We start from the raw sequence: 15,589 nt of genomic DNA, 5'->3' as shown, positions 1-15,589 counted from the left end.
CGGGAAATGTGTGAGGCCGCTATAAATCGGGTGGTGACGGACTATAAATGGGTTCTGATGCCGGCCCGGGTATCCGGTTTCGAGGTCAGTTCGAAACTGCCGACGAATCGATCTCGCGGCGCAGGATCTTGCCGGTCGGGCCCTTGGGGAGTTCCGGCATGATCCAGACGTGACGCGGGTTCAGGCCGTCGTGGCTGGGGAGACGGGATCGGCGTCCAGCACCTGGCCGCGGGTCTCGCGCAGCGCGAGTAGGCACGCGGTGCTGAACACGGCCAGGACCGTCACGAAGCCGGCGAGGCCGCTGGTGCCCCAGCGCTCCAGAAGCGCGCCGCCGATCACGAGCGGCAGCGCGCCGCCGATGATCCCGGCCAGGTTGTAGGCCATTCCGGCAGCGGTATAGCGGTACTCCGCCCGGAAGAGCTCCGGAAGGTACGCCGCGGCCGGCCCGTAGGGGATGCCGATGGCGATCATCAGCACCGCCATTGCCAGGGTGAACGAGCCGGCGTCGCCGGGGGTCAGGATCGCGAACGCCACCGGGCCGGCGATCAGGCCGAAGACCGTCCCGCTCAACAGCACGGCGCGTCGGCCGACCCGATCGGAGAGCAGTGCGGACCCGATCACCGCGACGCAGAGGACGAGGCCGGCCACCATGTTGGCCGTCAGCATCTGGTTGAGGGTGAGACCGAGTCCGTTCTCCTCCGGCGGCCTGGTGGCGATGCCGCCGAGGAAGACCACGGCGAGGTAGAAGGCGCCGAACGTCATCGCCAGCATCCCGCCGCCGAGCAGGATCTGCCTCCACTGGTCGTGGAGTGCGGCGGCGAACGGGAAGGAAACCTTGGCTCGAGCGGCCGTGACCTTCGCGAACGACGGCGTCTCGGCGATGTTGAGCCGGACCCAGAGGCCGAGCGCGATGAGCACGATGCTGACCAGGAACGGCACCCGCCAGGCCCACTGCTGGAAGGCCGCCAAGCCGATCACCTGGATCGTGAGCAGGAAGGTCCCGCTGGCGATGATCACGCCGAGTCCGGGGCCCAGCTGGGGGAACAGGCTGTAGCGCCCGCGCTTGCCCTCTGCGGCGTACTCGGAGGTGAGCAGCGCCGCGCCTGCCCACTCGCCGCCGAGCGCGGTGCCCTGGGTCGCTCGCAGGAGCACCAGCAGCAGCGGCGCCGCCGCTCCGATCGCAGCGGCCGTCGGGATCAGGCCGATCGCGAAGGTCGCACCACCCATCATCAGCAGCGTCGTCACCAGGGTGCGCTTGCGGCCCAGCCGGTCGCCGAAGTGCCCGAACACCACGGCGCCCAGCGGGCGGAAGACGAAGGCGACCCCGAACGTCGCGACGGATGCCCAGGTGCCGGCGGCGGTGCCGAGCGAGGGGAAGAAGAGCGGTCCGAAGACCAGTGCGGCGGCGTAGCCGTAGATGAGGAAGTCGTAGAACTCGATGGTCGTGCCGACCAGCGATGCCATCGCGATCCGTGACATCGACCGGGGCTGGGTCGTTGTGGTCATGTGCCTGCCTCTGTGTCCGTCCCGCCGTGTGCGGCAGGATGTCGGGTGTGACAGGCATCACTGTGCGGTCGCAACGGGCCTCGGGGCCACGAGTACGAGCCACAGAACTCGTTGTGGTCGACCTACAACTCCGGACGAGGAGGTCCTGATGAGCACCGATCCGATCAAGCGCATCGTCGCCGGCGTCCGAGACCGCCTGCCGACGACCGTCGAGGTCTTCCTGACGCGCACCTGGGAGCAGGTCCCGGCCTACGCGGCCAGCCGCGACCCCAACCTGCGCAGCGATGTCGGCCGCCATGCCGAGGCGGTCTTCCATGCGGTGCTGATCACTCTCGAGGAGGGGCGCGACGCGGTCCGCGAGGACTTCCCCCTGAGTGCCGGTCAGGCGGCCAACCGGGTGCGCCAAGGGGTCGCGCTCGCTGACTTCCTGCATGCCTTCCGTCTGGGGCAGGTCGCGTTGTGGGAGCGAATCGTCGAGATCGCTGCCTCGGACCCAGAGACCAGCCAGGCGGCGCTGGCCGCGGCCTCGCGCGTGATGCAGGTGATCGAGGTGGGGAGCACGGTGGCTGCCGAGGCCTACCTCAACACCCAGCAGCTCGAGCTTGCCGAGGGGGACCGGATCCGGCGGGACCTTGTCGAGGATCTTCTGGCCGGACGTGAGGTCCCGGCGGGTCCGAGGCTTGATGTCGCTCGTTCGTGCGGGCTCGAGCGCGACGGACGGGCGGTAGTGATCATCGCGGTCCCGGTGCGCCCCCTACGTGTCGGCCAGAGTCTGCGCGAAGCGCTCCGGGTCATCCGCACCGAGCTCGGTCCGGATCAGGAGGGCGTCGCGGTGATCCAGCAGGAGCAGATGATCGGAATCCTGCCGGTGGCCACCGACGACGTGCAGGCTCTCGTGCCCGATCTACGCCGGGTGCACCGCCAGCTCGCCCGTCAGGGCATCGATCTGGCGGTCGGCGTCAGCACCGTCCACACCGGCTGGGCAGACGTCCCGGCGGCGTACGCCGAGGCTGGGATCGCCCGCGACTCCCTGGCGGAGCAGCCGGGTGTGGTGGCGCTGCCGATGCTCTCGACGGTCGACTACCTGGTGCTGCGCGAGGACGCCACCGTGCGTCGACTGATCCGTCCGGAGCTGCGTCAATTCGTCACCGACGACCTGGCGCGCGACGGGGCGATGATCGATACGATGCTGGCCTACGTCGCCAGCGACCTGAATGCAAAGCTCGCCGCGGAGCGCCTGCACATGCACGTCAACACCGCCTACTACCGGCTCGAGCGGATCGCCGAGCGCACCGGCTGCGACCTGCGCCGGTTCGCCGACGTCGAGGAGCTGATCTTCGCGATCCGGCTCCTCACCGGGCCTCGCGGAGTGGCGAGGGCCTAAGCCTGGGCCGGCTTGCGGCCGTAGAACCAATAGACCGCTGCGCCGAGCAGGTTGGTGCTGCCCCACAGCCGCCACAGGGTCCGCGGTCCGCGGATCTCGTCGTCGGAGCGCTTCTGCAGGTCACGCAGGATCACCGGAGCGACTGCCGCCTGGGCCACGAGAGCGCCGGTGGACAGGATCGCCTTCTGCTTCTTGGTCATTGCCATGAAGCCAGTCTTTGCCTTGGCTTGCGTCCAGTCAAGGAACGTACGCCTCACAGGAGTGTCGGCAGGTCGGCCGCGAGCGCCGGTCCGGGAAGCAACTAGGCTCGCACCTCATGACCGAGTTCGCCGCTGTGATCCTTGTCGACCGTCGTGGCTGGGTGCTGCTCCAGGAGCGTGACGAGCACCCGCGCATCGCGCCGGAGAAGTGGTCCTTCTGCGGCGGCCACCTCGAGCCCGGTGAGGACCCGCTGGCCGGCGCCGCGCGTGAGCTCGAGGAGGAGACGGAGATCCGGGTGAGCCCCGCCGACCTGCACCTGGTCGCCGTCCACGACGTCCACCACCCCGAGACGGGCACCGACGACAAGGTCCATCTGTACGCGGCCGGAACAGACCTCACCGATGCCGACATCGTGTGCCACGAGGGCCGGCAGATCGTCTTCGTCGACCCGGCGAAGGCACCTGACCTGGACCTCAGCGACTCCGCTCGGATCGGGCTCGGGCAGTTCCTCGGATCGCGCCAGCACGAGGCGCTATCCGAGTCGGCGCCCCTCAGGGCCGAGACGTAGAATCCCCTCCTATGGGTCTCCTCGAACGCATCGCCGCGCCGCAGGATCTTCGTGATCTCTCCGACGACCAGCTCGAGCTCCTCGCGAGCGAGATCCGGGACGTGATGATCCGGACGGTGGCCACCAACACCGGCCACCTGGGGCCGAACCTCGGTGTGGTCGAGCTGACGCTGGCCATGCACCGGGTCTTCGACAGCCCGCGCGACAAGATCGTCTTCGACACCGGCCACCAGTCCTACGTGCACAAGCTCGTCACCGGCCGGGCCGGCGACTTCTGCACGCTGCGCCGCGAGGGCGGGATGAGCGGCTACCCGAGCCAGTCGGAGTCGGACCACGACGTGGTCGAGAACTCCCACGCCTCCACCTCGCTCTCCTACGCCGACGGGCTGGCCAAGGCCTACACCATCCGCGGCGAGGACCGCCACGTGGTCGCCGTGATCGGCGACGGCGCGCTGACCGGCGGGATGGCCTGGGAGGCGCTCAACAACATCGCGATCCAGCACGACTCCAAGCTGGTCATCGTGGTCAACGACAACGGCCGCTCCTACACCCCGACCATCGGTGGCCTGGCCACGGCGCTGACCTCGCTGCGTACGAACCCGCGCTACGAGCTCGTCCTCGACATGGTCAAGCGCCGCCTCAACGCGGTGCCCGGGATCGGCGCGATGGCCTACGACGCGCTCCACGCGGTCAAGAAGGGGCTCAAGGACGCGGTCGCGCCCCAGGGTCTCTTCGAGGACCTCGGGCTGAAGTACGTCGGGCCCGTCGACGGCCACGACCGGCACTCGCTCGAGCAGGCCCTGACCAGCGCCAAGAAGTTCGGCGGCCCGGTGATCGTGCACGCGATCACCCGCAAGGGCTACGGCTACGACCCGGCCGAGCGCCACGAGGCCGACCAGTTCCACTCGCCCGGCCCCTTCGACGTCCAGACCGGCGCCGAGAAGCCGAAGGGCCGGATCTGGACCGACCACTTCTCCGACGCGATGGTGCGGCTGGGGGAGAGCCGCCAGGACATCGTCGCGATCACCGCGGCGATGATGCACCCGGTCGGCCTCGACGCGTTCCAGGCGAGGTTCCCGAAGCGCACCTTCGACGTCGGGATCGCCGAGCAGCACGCAGCCACCTCGGCCGCCGGTCTCGCGATGGGTGGCCTGCACCCGGTCTTCGCGGTCTACGCCACCTTCCTCAACCGTGCCTTCGACCAAGTGCTGATGGACTGCGCCCTGCACCGCGCCGGAGCCACGTTCGTCCTCGACCGGTCCGGGGTGACCGGTGACGACGGCGCCTCCCACAACGGCATGTGGGACATGTCGCTCCTCCAGGTCGTGCCCGGGCTCCGCCTGGCCGCGCCCCGCGACATCACCCGCCTCAACGAGCTGCTCGACGAGGCGGTCGACGTCGACGACGCGCCCACCGTCGTACGTTTCCCGAAGGGCCCCCCGCCCGAGGACATCCCCACGATCGCCAAGCTCGGCGATGCCGACGTGCTCGTGCGCAACGGCACCAAGGACGTCCTGGTCCTCGGCGTCGGCTCGATGGCCGAGGTCGCGGTGGGCGTCGCGGAGCGGCTCACCGCGCAAGGCATCGGCGTCACGGTCGTCGACCCCCGCTGGGTGAAGCCGGTCGACCCGGCTCTCGTCGAGGCGGCCGCCGACCACAGGCTCGTCGTCACCATCGAGGACAACGGTGTCGCCGGCGGCGTGGGTGCCTCGTTCCTGCAGACCCTGACCGCCGCCGACGTACGCACGCCGGTGAAGATCCACGGGATCCCGCAGGAGTTCCTCGACCACGCCAAGCGTCCCAAGATCCTGGAGGCGATCGGCCTGACTCCGCAGGCGATCGCCCTGGACACCATCTCGGTGCTGGAGGGCTTCCTCCGTGGCGACACCGTTCCTCCCATCGACGAGGGGCGCCTCTCGCACCAGGAGCAGCTCTGAGCGGTGCGGTCGGCACCGCTCATCTGACCCCGGAGCTGGCGCTTCAGGTCGTCGAACGGACCATGGGCGTCATCGGCCACAACGTCAACGTGATGGACGCAGCCGGAGTGATCCTGGCCTCGGGGCAGGACGACCGGATCGGCACCGTGCACGAAGGGGCCCTGCTGGCGGCGCAGCAGGAGCGGATCGTGGAGATCGCGCACTCCGACGCGCTCGCGCTGCGTGGCGTCCAGCCCGGCGTCAACCTGCCGCTGCGGTGCCACGGCCGGCTGGTCGGGGTCGTCGGCATCACCGGCGACCCGGGGCAGGTACGCGTGCTCGGCGACCTCATCCGAGTGACGGCGGAGCTGATGGTGGACCAGGCCCAGGCAGCCGAGTCCCGGCAGTGGCGCTACCGGGAGCGGGAGGAGTTCGTCGGCCACGCCGCCGCCGGACGGCTCGGTCCGCGCGAGCTCGCCGAGTGGGCGGCCGGACTCGGCATCGACCTCGAGGTGCCGCGACGTGCGACCGTGATCGCACCGGCGGCACGCACCCAGGGTCACACCGAGGCCCTGCGGGGGATCCAGCGGGAACTGCTGCAGGTGCGCGGCGTCCTGGTCGGGCGGGTGGAGCCGCAGGAGCTCGTCGTCTTCAGCCCCGCCGGTCGCTCCCCGGGCCCCAACGAGGATGTCAGCGCGCTGCTGCATGCAACAGAGGGCCGTCTCCGGCATGCCACCGGGCGCGCCTTCGCCGGAAGCAGCACCTTCGAGCATGCGTACCTCACCGCCCGCGACACGCTGGCGGTCACCGGTCACGTCGGCACGGGCGGCGGGTACGACTTCGACGACGTTCCGCTGCTCGCCCTGGTCAGGGGCATGGGCGAGGGCTGGCGAGGTGACCTGCTCGCGGAGCCGTGGCAGCGGCTGGTCGCGGCGGACCGCTCCGGCGAGCTCGTGGCCACATTCAGCGCCTACATCCAGCACCATGCCAGCGCGACGGCGGCGGCCGGCGCCCTGCACGTCCATCGCAACACCGTCCGGTATCGCCTCGCCCGGATCGGCGAGATCACCGGGCTGCGGATGGACCACCTCCCGGACGTGCTGATCCTCTACCTCGGTCCGGTGCTCGGCTCGGAGGGGTAGCCCGGGGCGGTTTGTGCAGATGCACAAGATCCGGGCAGTGGGCCTTGGCCATCTGCCTGTGGACGCCGTCACATCGCGACGTCGATGCTGTGCAGCGGATGCCTGACGCGTGCCTGGCGCGCGGGCACGATCTTGCCCGACCGGCGCGAGCCGGTATGACGACGAAGGACTTCCATGGCCGACCTGCTGATTCTGATCGCCCTGGTGATCGGGCTGATCCTGCTCACCGCGTGGGCACGGGTGCATCCGTTCCTGGCGCTCCTGCTGACCGCGTTGGTCGGCGGCCTGGCCTTCGGGCTGCCGCCTCTGACCGACGGTGACACCCCGGGTGTCGTCGCGATCGCCACCGGCGGTTTCGGCAGCACCCTCGGCGGCATCGGGATCGTCATCATCCTCGGCACGATCATCGGCGTCTTCCTCGACCGGTCCGGCGCGGCGATCACGATGGCCGACGCGATCGTGAAGCTGCTCGGCCGACGGTTCCCGACGCTGACGATGAGCATCATCGGGTACGTCGTGTCGATCCCGGTCTTCTGCGACTCCGCGTACGTCATCCTCAACTCGCTCAAGGAGTCGATGGCCGCCCGCACTCGCACCAGTCCGGTCGCGATGTCCGTCGCCCTGGCCACCGGCCTCTACGCCACCCACACCCTCGTCCCGCCCACTCCCGGCCCGATCGCCGCGGCCGGCAACCTGGGCCTCGACGCGCAGCTGGGCCTGGTGATGGCCCTGGGCCTCGTGGTCGGGCTCGTCTCCGCCGCGGCCGGGGCGCTGTGGGCGATGCGGTTCCGCGACGTCCAGCCCGACGGCGTCTCGGACGCCGAGGTCGACCGCCGGATCGCCGAGTTCGAGAAGCTCGCTGACACCGTCCAGCGTCCGGGTGCCGCCATGGCGTTCGCCCCGATCGTGATCCCGATCCTGCTGATCATGCTCGGCTCGGCGATGTCGCTCCCGTTCCTTCCCGGCACCGAGACGGTGGCGGCCGACGTGCTGCGCTTCGTCGGCCAGCCCGTCATCGCGCTGCTGATCGGCCTGGCGATCGCGATCGCGGGCCTGCGCCCGAGCAACCACGAGAAGACCGTGACCGACCGGGTCGGGGAAGGCATCGTCGACGCCGCGCCGATCCTCCTCATCACCGGCGCCGGCGGCGCGTTCGGTGCCGTCATCCAGGCGACCGACATCGGCACCTACCTCGGCACCGAGCTGTCGGCGCTGGGCATCGGGATCATGGTGCCGTTCCTGATCGCGGCCGCGCTGAAGACGGCCCAGGGCTCCTCGACGGTGTCGATGGTGACCACCTCCGCCCTGGTCGCGCCGCTGGTGGCCGACCTGGGGCTCGGCAGCGACCTCGGACGTACGCTGGTCGTGCTCGCGATCGGGCTCGGGGCGATGACGGTCTCGCACGCCAACGACAGCTACTTCTGGGTGGTCAGCCAGTTCAGCCGGATGAGCGTGCCGCAGGCCTACCGCGCCCAGACGATGGCGACCCTGGTCCAGGGCATCGCCGGCATGCTCGTCGTCCTGCCGCTCTCCCTGCTGATCGTCTGAGCCGTGCGCGTCGTCATCGCTCCGGACTCGTTCAAGGGCAGCTGCGGCAGCCCCGCGGCGGCCGCCGCCATCGCCGCCGGCTGGCGGCGCGGGGCCCCCGGCTGGGAGACGGTGTGCCTGCCGGTCGCCGACGGGGGAGAGGGGACGCTGCACGCCCTGGTCGGCTCCCTCGGCGGGCGGATCACCCGGCACACCGTGACCGGCCCGCACGGCCGGCCGGTCGGCGCCGAGCTCGGACTGATCCCTGCCGAGGAGGCCGGGGGCCGGCTCACCGGGGTGGTCGAGATGGCCTCCGCCTCGGGGCTGCACCTGGTCGATCCGACGCCGGCGAGCGCCGCGGCCGCCACGTCGTACGGCACGGGGGAGCTGATCAAGGCCGCTCTGGACGCCGGGGCCGAGCGCCTCCTGCTCACGCTGGGAGGAAGCGCGACCACCGACGGTGGCGTCGGGATGGCCCAGGCTCTGGGCGTACGCTTCAGCTCCTCGACCGGAGCGAGCATCGCTCCCGGAGGCGTCGGCCTGCACGACGTCGCCGCGATCGACCTCAGCGGCGTGCATCCCGGTCTGGCTCGCTGCGAGGTGGTCGCCGCCTGCGACGTGGACAGTCCGCTGCACGGTCCGCAGGGCGCGGCGTACGTCTTCGGGCCGCAGAAGGGCGCCGACGAGGCGACCGTGTGGATGCTCGACGACGGTCTGCGCCGGCTCGGCGAGGTGTGTGGCTCGCTCGCCGACCCGGCGACCCCGGGTGCCGGCGCGGCGGGAGGCCTCGGGTTCGCTGCGCTCGCGTTCCTCGGTGCCGACCTGCGCTCCGGCTTCGACCTCGTCGCGGAGGCCGTCGGTCTCGCCTCCGCGATCGCGGGCGCCGACCTGGTGATCACCGGCGAGGGCAGGCTGGACACGCAGTCTCTCGGCGGCAAGACGCCGGTCGGTGTGATGAGACTCGCCCAGGCACACGACGTCCCGGTCGTCGTGATCGCCGGTGACGTGTCGCAGGGTGCGGACCAGGCGATCGCGGCCGGCATGACGGCGGTCTTCTCCGCCGCACCCGGTCCGGGGCCGCTGCACGAAGCGCTGGACCGCGTCGAGAGCGATCTGTCCCGGACCGCGGAGTCGATCGCGCGGGTGTGGAGCGTCGCGGCCGGCGCGCGTCTCTGACCCTGAGACATGGCCTATGGCCGACGAAGAACCGGTTCTCGCAGGTCAGAAGGGGGCGGTTCGCGATCGAGACCGGACTTCACGTGTGGCGGTCCATCAGATGGGGGCGGGTCCCGGTCTAGAGTGTCGTTGGTCCCGGGACCGGCAGGCTCCCGGAACCATCGCCACCGTCACCAATCAGCACTCGGGGGAATCCATGCTCTACGACGATCTCGTGGCCGAGTTCCACTGGTCACCAGAGCAGATGTCCGCGCCGTTCGACCTGCGAGCGGCTGACGAGAAGGTCCGCAAGCGGATCGAGAGCCGGCGCCGCTCCGCGCAGGGCATGGATCAGCAGCGGCCTCGTTCGCGGCAGAAGACCGTGAACCCGGGCGTGGCCAGCAGCGGGAGCGGCGCCTACGTCGACAACCGCGTCTGAGCCCGGGCTGAGCCTGAACCAGCTCCTGACACACTGAACGCGAACCGCCGCCGACCACATCGTGGCCGGCGGCGGTTCGTCGAGAGGTCAGTGGAACTTCTTGCCGGTGACCTTCTCAGAGATGCCCTCACGGTCGAGCAGACGGGTGATACCGCCGTTCCAGAACTGGAAGCCGGCTCCCGTGATCATCGCCAGGTCGATGTCCTCGGCGGCCTGCGCGACGCCCTCCTCGAGCATGCAGCCGATCTCGTCGGCGATGGCCTCCAGCGCCTGCCGGCGGGCCTCCTCGGCGGTCTTGACCACGTCGCCGGTGACCAGCAGCGCCTCGACCTCGGGGTCGAGCGTACGACCGTCGGGACCGAAGAACGAGCTCTTCTTGGCCTCGACGACGCGGTGAAGGTTCTCGGAGAGGTAGAACCGGTCCGGGAAGGCCTTAGCCAGTGTCTCGTTGTTGTGGTACGCGATCGCGGGACCGACCAGGCCGATAAGCGCGAACGGGCCCATCGGCGCGACCCCGGCGAAGGCGGCCTCGACGACGTCGACCGGGGTGCCCTCGTCGGCGACCTTGGAGACCTCGCCCATGAAGCGGCCCAGGAGCCGGTTCACGATGAAGGACGGGCTGTCCTTGACCAGGATCGAGGTCTTCTTCAGCGACTTCGAGACGGAGAACGCCGTGGCCAGGGCCGCGTCCGAGGTCTTCTCGCCGCGGATGATCTCCAGCAGCGGCATGACCGCGACCGGGTTGAAGAAGTGGAAGCCCACGACCCGCTCGGGGTTCTTCAGGTCGGCCGCCATCTCCGTGATCGAGAGGCTCGAGGTGTTCGTGGCGAAGACCGCGGTCTCCGGCGCGACGGCCTCGGCGTTGGCGAAGACGGTCTTCTTGACGCCCATCTCCTCGAAGACGGCCTCGATGATGAAGTCGGCGTCGGAGAAGGCCTCCGCGTAGTCGACCGACGCGGTCACGAGCGCCTTGAGGCGGTTGGTCGCGTCCTGGCTCGCACGGCCCTTGGCGAGCTTCTTGTCGAGCTCGGCGTGAACGTACGCCACGCCCTTGTCGGCACGCTCCTGGTCGAGGTCGACCATGACGACCGGCACCTTGAGCCGCTGGACGAAGAGCAGCGCGAACTGCGAGGCCATCAGCCCGGCACCGATGATGCCGACCTTGGTGACCTTCTGCGCGAGCGCCTTGTCGGGGGCGCCGGCGGGACGCTTGGCGCGCTTCTGCACCAGGTCGAAGGAGTAGAGCGAGGCGACCAGCTGCGGGGTCTTCGACATCGCCACGAGCGCGTCGTCCTCGGCCGCGAAACCCTCGTCGCGCGAGGCGGTCTTGGCCAGGGTGAGCAGCTCGACGGCCTTCTTGGCGGCCGGGGAGGCGTCACCGGTCTTGGCCCAGGCGAAGAAGCCGGCGTTCTTGGCGGCCTCGTCCCAGGCGTCGCCTCGGTCGATCTCCTCGCGGTCGACCTGGATGTCTCCCGTCAGGACCTTGTCGGCCCACAGCAGCGACTGCTCGAGGTAGTCGGAGCCACCGAACATCGCGTCCGCGATGCCCAGATCGTAGGCCTCGGCGCCCTTGAGCACCTTGCCGTTGTTGAGCGGGTTCTCGATGAAGACCTTGGCGGCCTTGGCCGGACCGATCAGGTTCGGGAGCAAGTAGCCACCGCCCCAGCCGGGGATCAGGCCGAGCATGACCTCGGGCAGGCCGACCGCCGGCACCGAGTCCTGGATGGTGCGGTAGTCGGCGTGCAGCGCGACCTCGAGGCCGCCACCGAGCGCGAGCCCGTTGATGAACCCGAAGGACGGCTTCTTGGTGGTGCCGTCACCGTCACCGAGCTTGCGGAAGACCGCGTGACCCAGCTCGGCGATCGTCCGGATCCCGTCGGCGCCACCCGCCTGCAGCGAGGTCAGGTCGGCACCGGCCGCGAGGATGAACGGCTTGCCGGTCACCGCGATCGCGTCGATCTCGGAGTCGGCCAGGGCTGCGTCGTACGCCGTGTTGAGCTCGACCAACGACTTCGGCCCGAAGGTGTTCGGGCGAGTGTGGTCGTGCCCGTTGTCGAGGGTGACCAGGCCGAGCACCTTGCCGGAAGGCAGGTTGACCTTGGCCAGCTTGGCCGCGGTGACGACCTCGTCGTCGGTGAAGAGCTTCTCGGCATCAGCGAGAAGCGTGTTGATGTTCGTCATGTCAGGCCTCCGCGCCGTTCCAGTGAGGGTTCTCCCAGATGACCGTGCCGCCCATACCCAGGCCGATGCACATGGTGGTGAGGCCGTAGCGCACCTCGGGGCGCTCCTCGAACTGGCGCGCGAGCTGGATCATCAGCCGCACACCGGAGGAGGCCAGCGGGTGGCCGAACGCGATCGCGCCACCGTAGGGGTTCACGCGGTCGTCGTTCTCGTCGATGCCGAAGTGGTCCAAGAACGCGAGCACCTGGATCGCGAAGGCCTCGTTGACCTCGAAGGCCTCGATGTCGTCGATCGTCAGCCCGGCCTTGGCCAGCGCCTTCTCGGTCGAGGGGATCGGGCCGACGGCCATGACCTCGGGGGCGACGCCGGCGAAGGCGTACGACACCAGCCGCATCTTGATCGGCAGACCGAGCTCCTTCGCGACCTCCTCGGAGGCCAGCAGCGAGGCCGTCGCACCGTCGTTGATGCCCGCCGCGTTGCCCGCGGTGACGCGGCCGTGCGGCCGGAACGGGGTCTTCAGCTTGGCCAGGTCCTCGGTGGTGGTGCCGGGACGCATCGGCTCGTCGGTGGTGGCCAGGCCCCAGCCGTTCTCGGCCGAGCGGGTGGCGACGGGGACCAGGTCGGGCTGGATCTTGCCGTCGGCGTACGCCTTGGCAGCCAGCTCCTGGGAGCGGACCGCAAATGCGTCGGTGCGCTCCTTGGTGATCGCCGGGTAGCGGTCGTGCACGTTCTCGGCGGTGTTGCCCATGACGAGCGCGCTCGGGTCGACCAGCTTCTCGGAGATGATCCGCGGGTTCGGGTCGACGCCCTCGCCCATCGGGTGGCGGCCCATGTGCTCGACACCGCCGGCGATGACGACGTCGTAGGCACCGAAGGCGATGCCGCCGGCAGTCGTGGTGACGGCGGTCATCGCGCCCGCGCACATCCGGTCGATCGCGTAGCCCGGCACGGACTGCGGCAGCCCGGCGAGCAGGCTGGCGGTTCGGCCGATGGTCAGGCCCTGGTCGCCGATCTGCGTGGTCGCGGCGATGGCGACCTCGTCGATCCGCTCCGGGGGAAGGTCGGGGTTGCGGCGCGTGAGCTCACGGATGAGCTTGACGACCAGGTCGTCAGCGCGGGTCTCGGCGTACTGGCCCTTGGCCTTGCCGAAAGGTGTGCGTACGCCGTCGACGAAGACGACTTCTCGCAGCTGTCGGGTCACCGTGTCACTCCATGTGGGTTGCCGGTCGGTCGCCGCTTTGGGCGACGTTGTCGATGCGGGCACGGGGTGGTGCCCGAGGAATACATTACCCGCAAGTAACAACGGCTGGGTCCAGGGGTCGGTCGCAGCGGACGTCCGAGGTGTTGCGGCGGTGTCCGCGCGTCGGCTTGGGAATATCGGGGGCCTCCAGGATGCTGCCCTGTCGTCATGTGGAAGCGTGTATTGAGAAGGATGAGCCCCAGGGTCGAGACCCCGGGCGAGGCAGATGACGGCGAGGCCCGTGCGGGCCGTACGCGACGGGAGGAGGCACCGATGTCCGGATCACGACTTGTGCACATCGTGGACGACCTGCCCGAGGAGGTCGTCCTCGCAGGTGGCGACCGGCTTCCGATGGTGGTGGCCCTGGACGGATTCCTCGATGCCGGCAAGGCCGTCGAGCGAGCCACGGCCCACCTGCTCCAGGCCTCCAGGCGGGCGCCGGTGGTGGCGACCTTCGACGTGGACGAGCTCCACGACTACCGAGCCCGGCGTCCGGCGATCTCGTTCGTCAGCGACCACTACGAGTCCTTCGACGCGCCGCGGCTGGTCGTCCGGCTCCTCAAGGACACCGGCGACAACCCCTACCTGCTGTTGCACGGCCCCGAGCCGGACAACCGCTGGGAGGCGTTCGCCGGCGCCGTACGCGACGTCATCGAGCGCCTGGGCGTGACCGAGGTGATCTCGCTCGGCTCGGTGCCGATGGCGGTGCCGCACACTCGTCCGCTGACCACGACTCGGCACGCCAACGACCCGGCCCAGGAGCTCGCGGGCCAGGTCTGGGAGAGCCCGTGGAAGGGCGAGATCCGGATCCCGTCCTCGGCTCAGGCCCTGGTGGAGGTGCGCCTGGGGGAGTGGGGCCACCCCGCGGGCGGCTTCGTGGTGCACATGCCGCACTACCTGGCGCAGAGCGACTACCCGGCCGCAGGGGTCGCGCTGCTCGAGGAGCTCGAGCGTGCGGCGCGGCTGACCATCCCGGTCTCCGACCTGGAGGCCGAGGCGCAGCGCCGCGAGGAGGAGATCGCCTCCTACATCGAGGAGAACGCCGAGGTGCGAGAGGTCGTGGCCGCGCTCGAGCGGCAGTACGACACCTTCCAGCGCGGTGAGGAGTCCGGGCGCTCCCTGCTCGCTCCCGACGAGCCGCTGCCGACCGGCGAGGAGCTCGGTGAGCAGTTCGAGCGGTTCCTGGCCGGCCTGAACGGTCCCGACCCCGATGACGACCCCGAGAAGGACTGAGGGAAACTCACTCACATGACGACCGAGGCAGTAGCGGCGGATCAGGCAGTGGCGGAGTTGGTGGGTGTGCTCGACCTGGTCGAGATCGACAAGGATCTCTTCCACGGCGCCACCACGACCCGCAACTCACGCGGGCGCGCCTACGGCGGCCAGGTGGCCGCGCAGGCGCTGATGGCGGCGATTCGATCCGCTGACGACGCCTACACGGTGCACTCGATGCACTCCTACTTCCTGCTCCCGGGTGACCCGTCCTACCCGATCGTCTACGAGGTCGAGCGGATCCGCGACGGCCGCTCCTTCGAGACCAGGCGGGTCCGCGCGCGCCAGAAGGGGCGCGACATCTACTACCTCACCGCCAACTTCCAGCGGGAGGAGACCGGCTTCGAGCATCAGGACGCGATGCCGTCGGTGCCGCCGCCGGAGAAGTGCATCGACTTCCTGAAGATGATGGCCGACTCCGGCAGCCCGGAGGCGGTCTCGCTGGCGCGCGAGTGGGAGGCGGTCGAGGTGCGCGCCGTCGGCAACTCGCTGCTCGGCATCGAGCCGGACCCGACCCGGCCCGCGCAGCAGCGCCTGTGGATCCGGCTGGGCGCCGAGCTCCCCGACGATCCTGACATCCAGCGCGGCGCCTTCACCTGGGCCTCCGACATCTCGCTCCTCGGCGCCTCCCTGGCTGCTCACTCCCTGGACCACAAGGGCATCCAGATGGCCTCGCTGGACCACACCATCTGGTTCCACCGGCCCTTCCGCGCCGACGAGTGGTGGCTCTACGACCAGGAGAGCCCCTCGGCCTACGGTGGCCGCGGCCTGTCCATCGGCCGCGTCTTCACCGCCGACGGCACCCTGGCGGCGACCGTCGCCCAAGAGGGCCTCATCCGCCCACCGCGCGACTAGCACGTCCAAAGCGGCGTCGAGTCGGCTCGTCCTGACGGGATCTCGCGTCGAGTCGGCTCGTCCTGACGAGATTCAGCGTCGAGTCGGCTCGCGATCCTCTCCGACGTAGCCGGGTGGTGGCCTATACGGTGATCGGCTACTCGAGCATGGACGGCAAGAGCTATCAGTGGGGCACCCTGGTCGAGAAGGCTCACCGGGGCCAC

General features: G+C 69.9%; 13 protein-coding genes. 9 read left to right on the top strand and 4 right to left on the bottom strand.

Annotation, left to right across the window (positions count from 1 at the left end; translation table 11 throughout):
• Nucleotides 1-180 precede the first annotated feature (180 nt).
• On the bottom strand, nucleotides 181-1,506 hold the full coding sequence (locus ABZZ22_RS05880) for an MFS transporter (protein ID WP_354927782.1): 1,326 nt from the start codon (nucleotides 1,504-1,506) through the stop codon (nucleotides 181-183).
• Nucleotides 1,507-1,654: 148 nt separating this feature from the next.
• Between ABZZ22_RS05880 and ABZZ22_RS05875 the strand changes: the two genes are divergently transcribed.
• Nucleotides 1,655-2,890 carry a helix-turn-helix domain-containing protein gene (locus ABZZ22_RS05875; protein ID WP_354927779.1) on the top strand — a complete coding sequence of 412 codons (1,236 nt, stop codon included), beginning with the start codon at nucleotides 1,655-1,657 and terminating at the stop codon, nucleotides 2,888-2,890.
• Here ABZZ22_RS05875 and ABZZ22_RS05870 read toward each other — a convergent pair.
• Nucleotides 2,887-3,096 carry a hypothetical protein gene (locus ABZZ22_RS05870; protein ID WP_354927776.1) on the bottom strand — a complete coding sequence of 70 codons (210 nt, stop codon included), beginning with the start codon at nucleotides 3,094-3,096 and terminating at the stop codon, nucleotides 2,887-2,889. The genes ABZZ22_RS05875 and ABZZ22_RS05870 overlap by 4 nt on opposite strands.
• A 110-nt stretch (nucleotides 3,097-3,206) precedes the next feature.
• Between ABZZ22_RS05870 and ABZZ22_RS05865 the strand changes: the two genes are divergently transcribed.
• From ABZZ22_RS05865 to ABZZ22_RS05840, 6 genes are all read left to right on the top strand, one after another.
• Nucleotides 3,207-3,659 (top strand): NUDIX domain-containing protein, encoded by a 453-nt coding sequence (locus tag ABZZ22_RS05865; protein WP_354927773.1) that lies wholly within the window; start codon nucleotides 3,207-3,209, stop codon nucleotides 3,657-3,659.
• 11 nt (nucleotides 3,660-3,670) lie between these two features.
• Nucleotides 3,671-5,596, top strand: coding sequence for a 1-deoxy-D-xylulose-5-phosphate synthase (dxs, locus tag ABZZ22_RS05860; RefSeq protein ID WP_354927770.1), 1,926 nt, complete (start codon nucleotides 3,671-3,673; stop codon nucleotides 5,594-5,596).
• Entirely contained in the window at nucleotides 5,593-6,717 is a 1,125-nt protein-coding gene (locus ABZZ22_RS05855; protein ID WP_354928053.1) for a sugar diacid recognition domain-containing protein, read from the top strand. The genes dxs and ABZZ22_RS05855 overlap by 4 nt, the downstream gene beginning before the upstream one ends.
• Nucleotides 6,718-6,891: 174 nt before the next feature.
• Entirely contained in the window at nucleotides 6,892-8,265 is a 1,374-nt protein-coding gene (locus ABZZ22_RS05850) for a GntP family permease (RefSeq protein ID WP_354927767.1), read from the top strand.
• Between the two features lie 3 nt (nucleotides 8,266-8,268).
• The gene (locus ABZZ22_RS05845; protein ID WP_354927764.1) at nucleotides 8,269-9,420 is read left to right on the top strand and encodes a glycerate kinase; all 1,152 of its coding nucleotides are present in this window, start codon (nucleotides 8,269-8,271) and stop codon (nucleotides 9,418-9,420) included.
• A 196-nt stretch (nucleotides 9,421-9,616) separates the two neighbouring features.
• On the top strand, nucleotides 9,617-9,838 hold the full coding sequence (locus ABZZ22_RS05840) for a hypothetical protein (RefSeq protein WP_354927762.1): 222 nt from the start codon (nucleotides 9,617-9,619) through the stop codon (nucleotides 9,836-9,838).
• A gap of 87 nt (nucleotides 9,839-9,925) precedes the next feature.
• Here ABZZ22_RS05840 and ABZZ22_RS05835 read toward each other — a convergent pair whose 3' ends face one another.
• Complete coding sequence (locus ABZZ22_RS05835) at nucleotides 9,926-12,019, bottom strand: 3-hydroxyacyl-CoA dehydrogenase NAD-binding domain-containing protein (RefSeq protein WP_354927759.1); 2,094 nt, start codon at nucleotides 12,017-12,019, stop codon at nucleotides 9,926-9,928.
• A 1-nt stretch (nucleotide 12,020) separates the two neighbouring features.
• Nucleotides 12,021-13,220, bottom strand: coding sequence for an acetyl-CoA C-acyltransferase (locus ABZZ22_RS05830; protein ID WP_354927756.1), 1,200 nt, complete (start codon nucleotides 13,218-13,220; stop codon nucleotides 12,021-12,023).
• A 312-nt stretch (nucleotides 13,221-13,532) separates the two neighbouring features.
• Between ABZZ22_RS05830 and ABZZ22_RS05825 the strand changes: the two genes are divergently transcribed.
• Complete coding sequence (locus tag ABZZ22_RS05825; RefSeq protein ID WP_354927753.1) at nucleotides 13,533-14,492, top strand: PAC2 family protein; 960 nt, start codon at nucleotides 13,533-13,535, stop codon at nucleotides 14,490-14,492.
• Between the two features lie 15 nt (nucleotides 14,493-14,507).
• Nucleotides 14,508-15,386 (top strand): acyl-CoA thioesterase II, encoded by an 879-nt coding sequence (locus tag ABZZ22_RS05820; RefSeq protein ID WP_292644066.1) that lies wholly within the window; start codon nucleotides 14,508-14,510, stop codon nucleotides 15,384-15,386.
• The last annotated feature ends 203 nt before the right edge of the window (nucleotides 15,387-15,589 follow it).

The sequence above is a fragment of the Nocardioides sp. NPDC006273 genome, from assembly GCF_040613495.1.
Lineage (GTDB): Bacteria > Actinomycetota > Actinomycetes > Propionibacteriales > Nocardioidaceae > Nocardioides.
This window is presented reverse-complemented; position numbering and strand designations above follow the sequence as displayed.

Bases quoted from the DNA above. Each gene is read 5' to 3' on its own strand.
- ABZZ22_RS05880 (WP_354927782.1), bottom strand. From the start codon at position 1,506: ATGACCACAACGACCCAGCCCCGGTCGATGTCACGGATCGCGATGGCA.
- ABZZ22_RS05875 (WP_354927779.1), top strand. From the start codon at position 1,655: ATGAGCACCGATCCGATCAAGCGCATCGTCGCCGGCGTCCGAGACCGC.
- ABZZ22_RS05870 (WP_354927776.1), bottom strand. From the start codon at position 3,096: ATGGCAATGACCAAGAAGCAGAAGGCGATCCTGTCCACCGGCGCTCTC.
- ABZZ22_RS05865 (WP_354927773.1), top strand. From the start codon at position 3,207: ATGACCGAGTTCGCCGCTGTGATCCTTGTCGACCGTCGTGGCTGGGTG.
- dxs (WP_354927770.1), top strand. From the start codon at position 3,671: ATGGGTCTCCTCGAACGCATCGCCGCGCCGCAGGATCTTCGTGATCTC.
- ABZZ22_RS05850 (WP_354927767.1), top strand. From the start codon at position 6,892: ATGGCCGACCTGCTGATTCTGATCGCCCTGGTGATCGGGCTGATCCTG.
- ABZZ22_RS05840 (WP_354927762.1), top strand. From the start codon at position 9,617: ATGCTCTACGACGATCTCGTGGCCGAGTTCCACTGGTCACCAGAGCAG.
- ABZZ22_RS05835 (WP_354927759.1), bottom strand. From the start codon at position 12,019: ATGACGAACATCAACACGCTTCTCGCTGATGCCGAGAAGCTCTTCACC.
- ABZZ22_RS05825 (WP_354927753.1), top strand. From the start codon at position 13,533: ATGTCCGGATCACGACTTGTGCACATCGTGGACGACCTGCCCGAGGAG.
- ABZZ22_RS05820 (WP_292644066.1), top strand. From the start codon at position 14,508: ATGACGACCGAGGCAGTAGCGGCGGATCAGGCAGTGGCGGAGTTGGTG.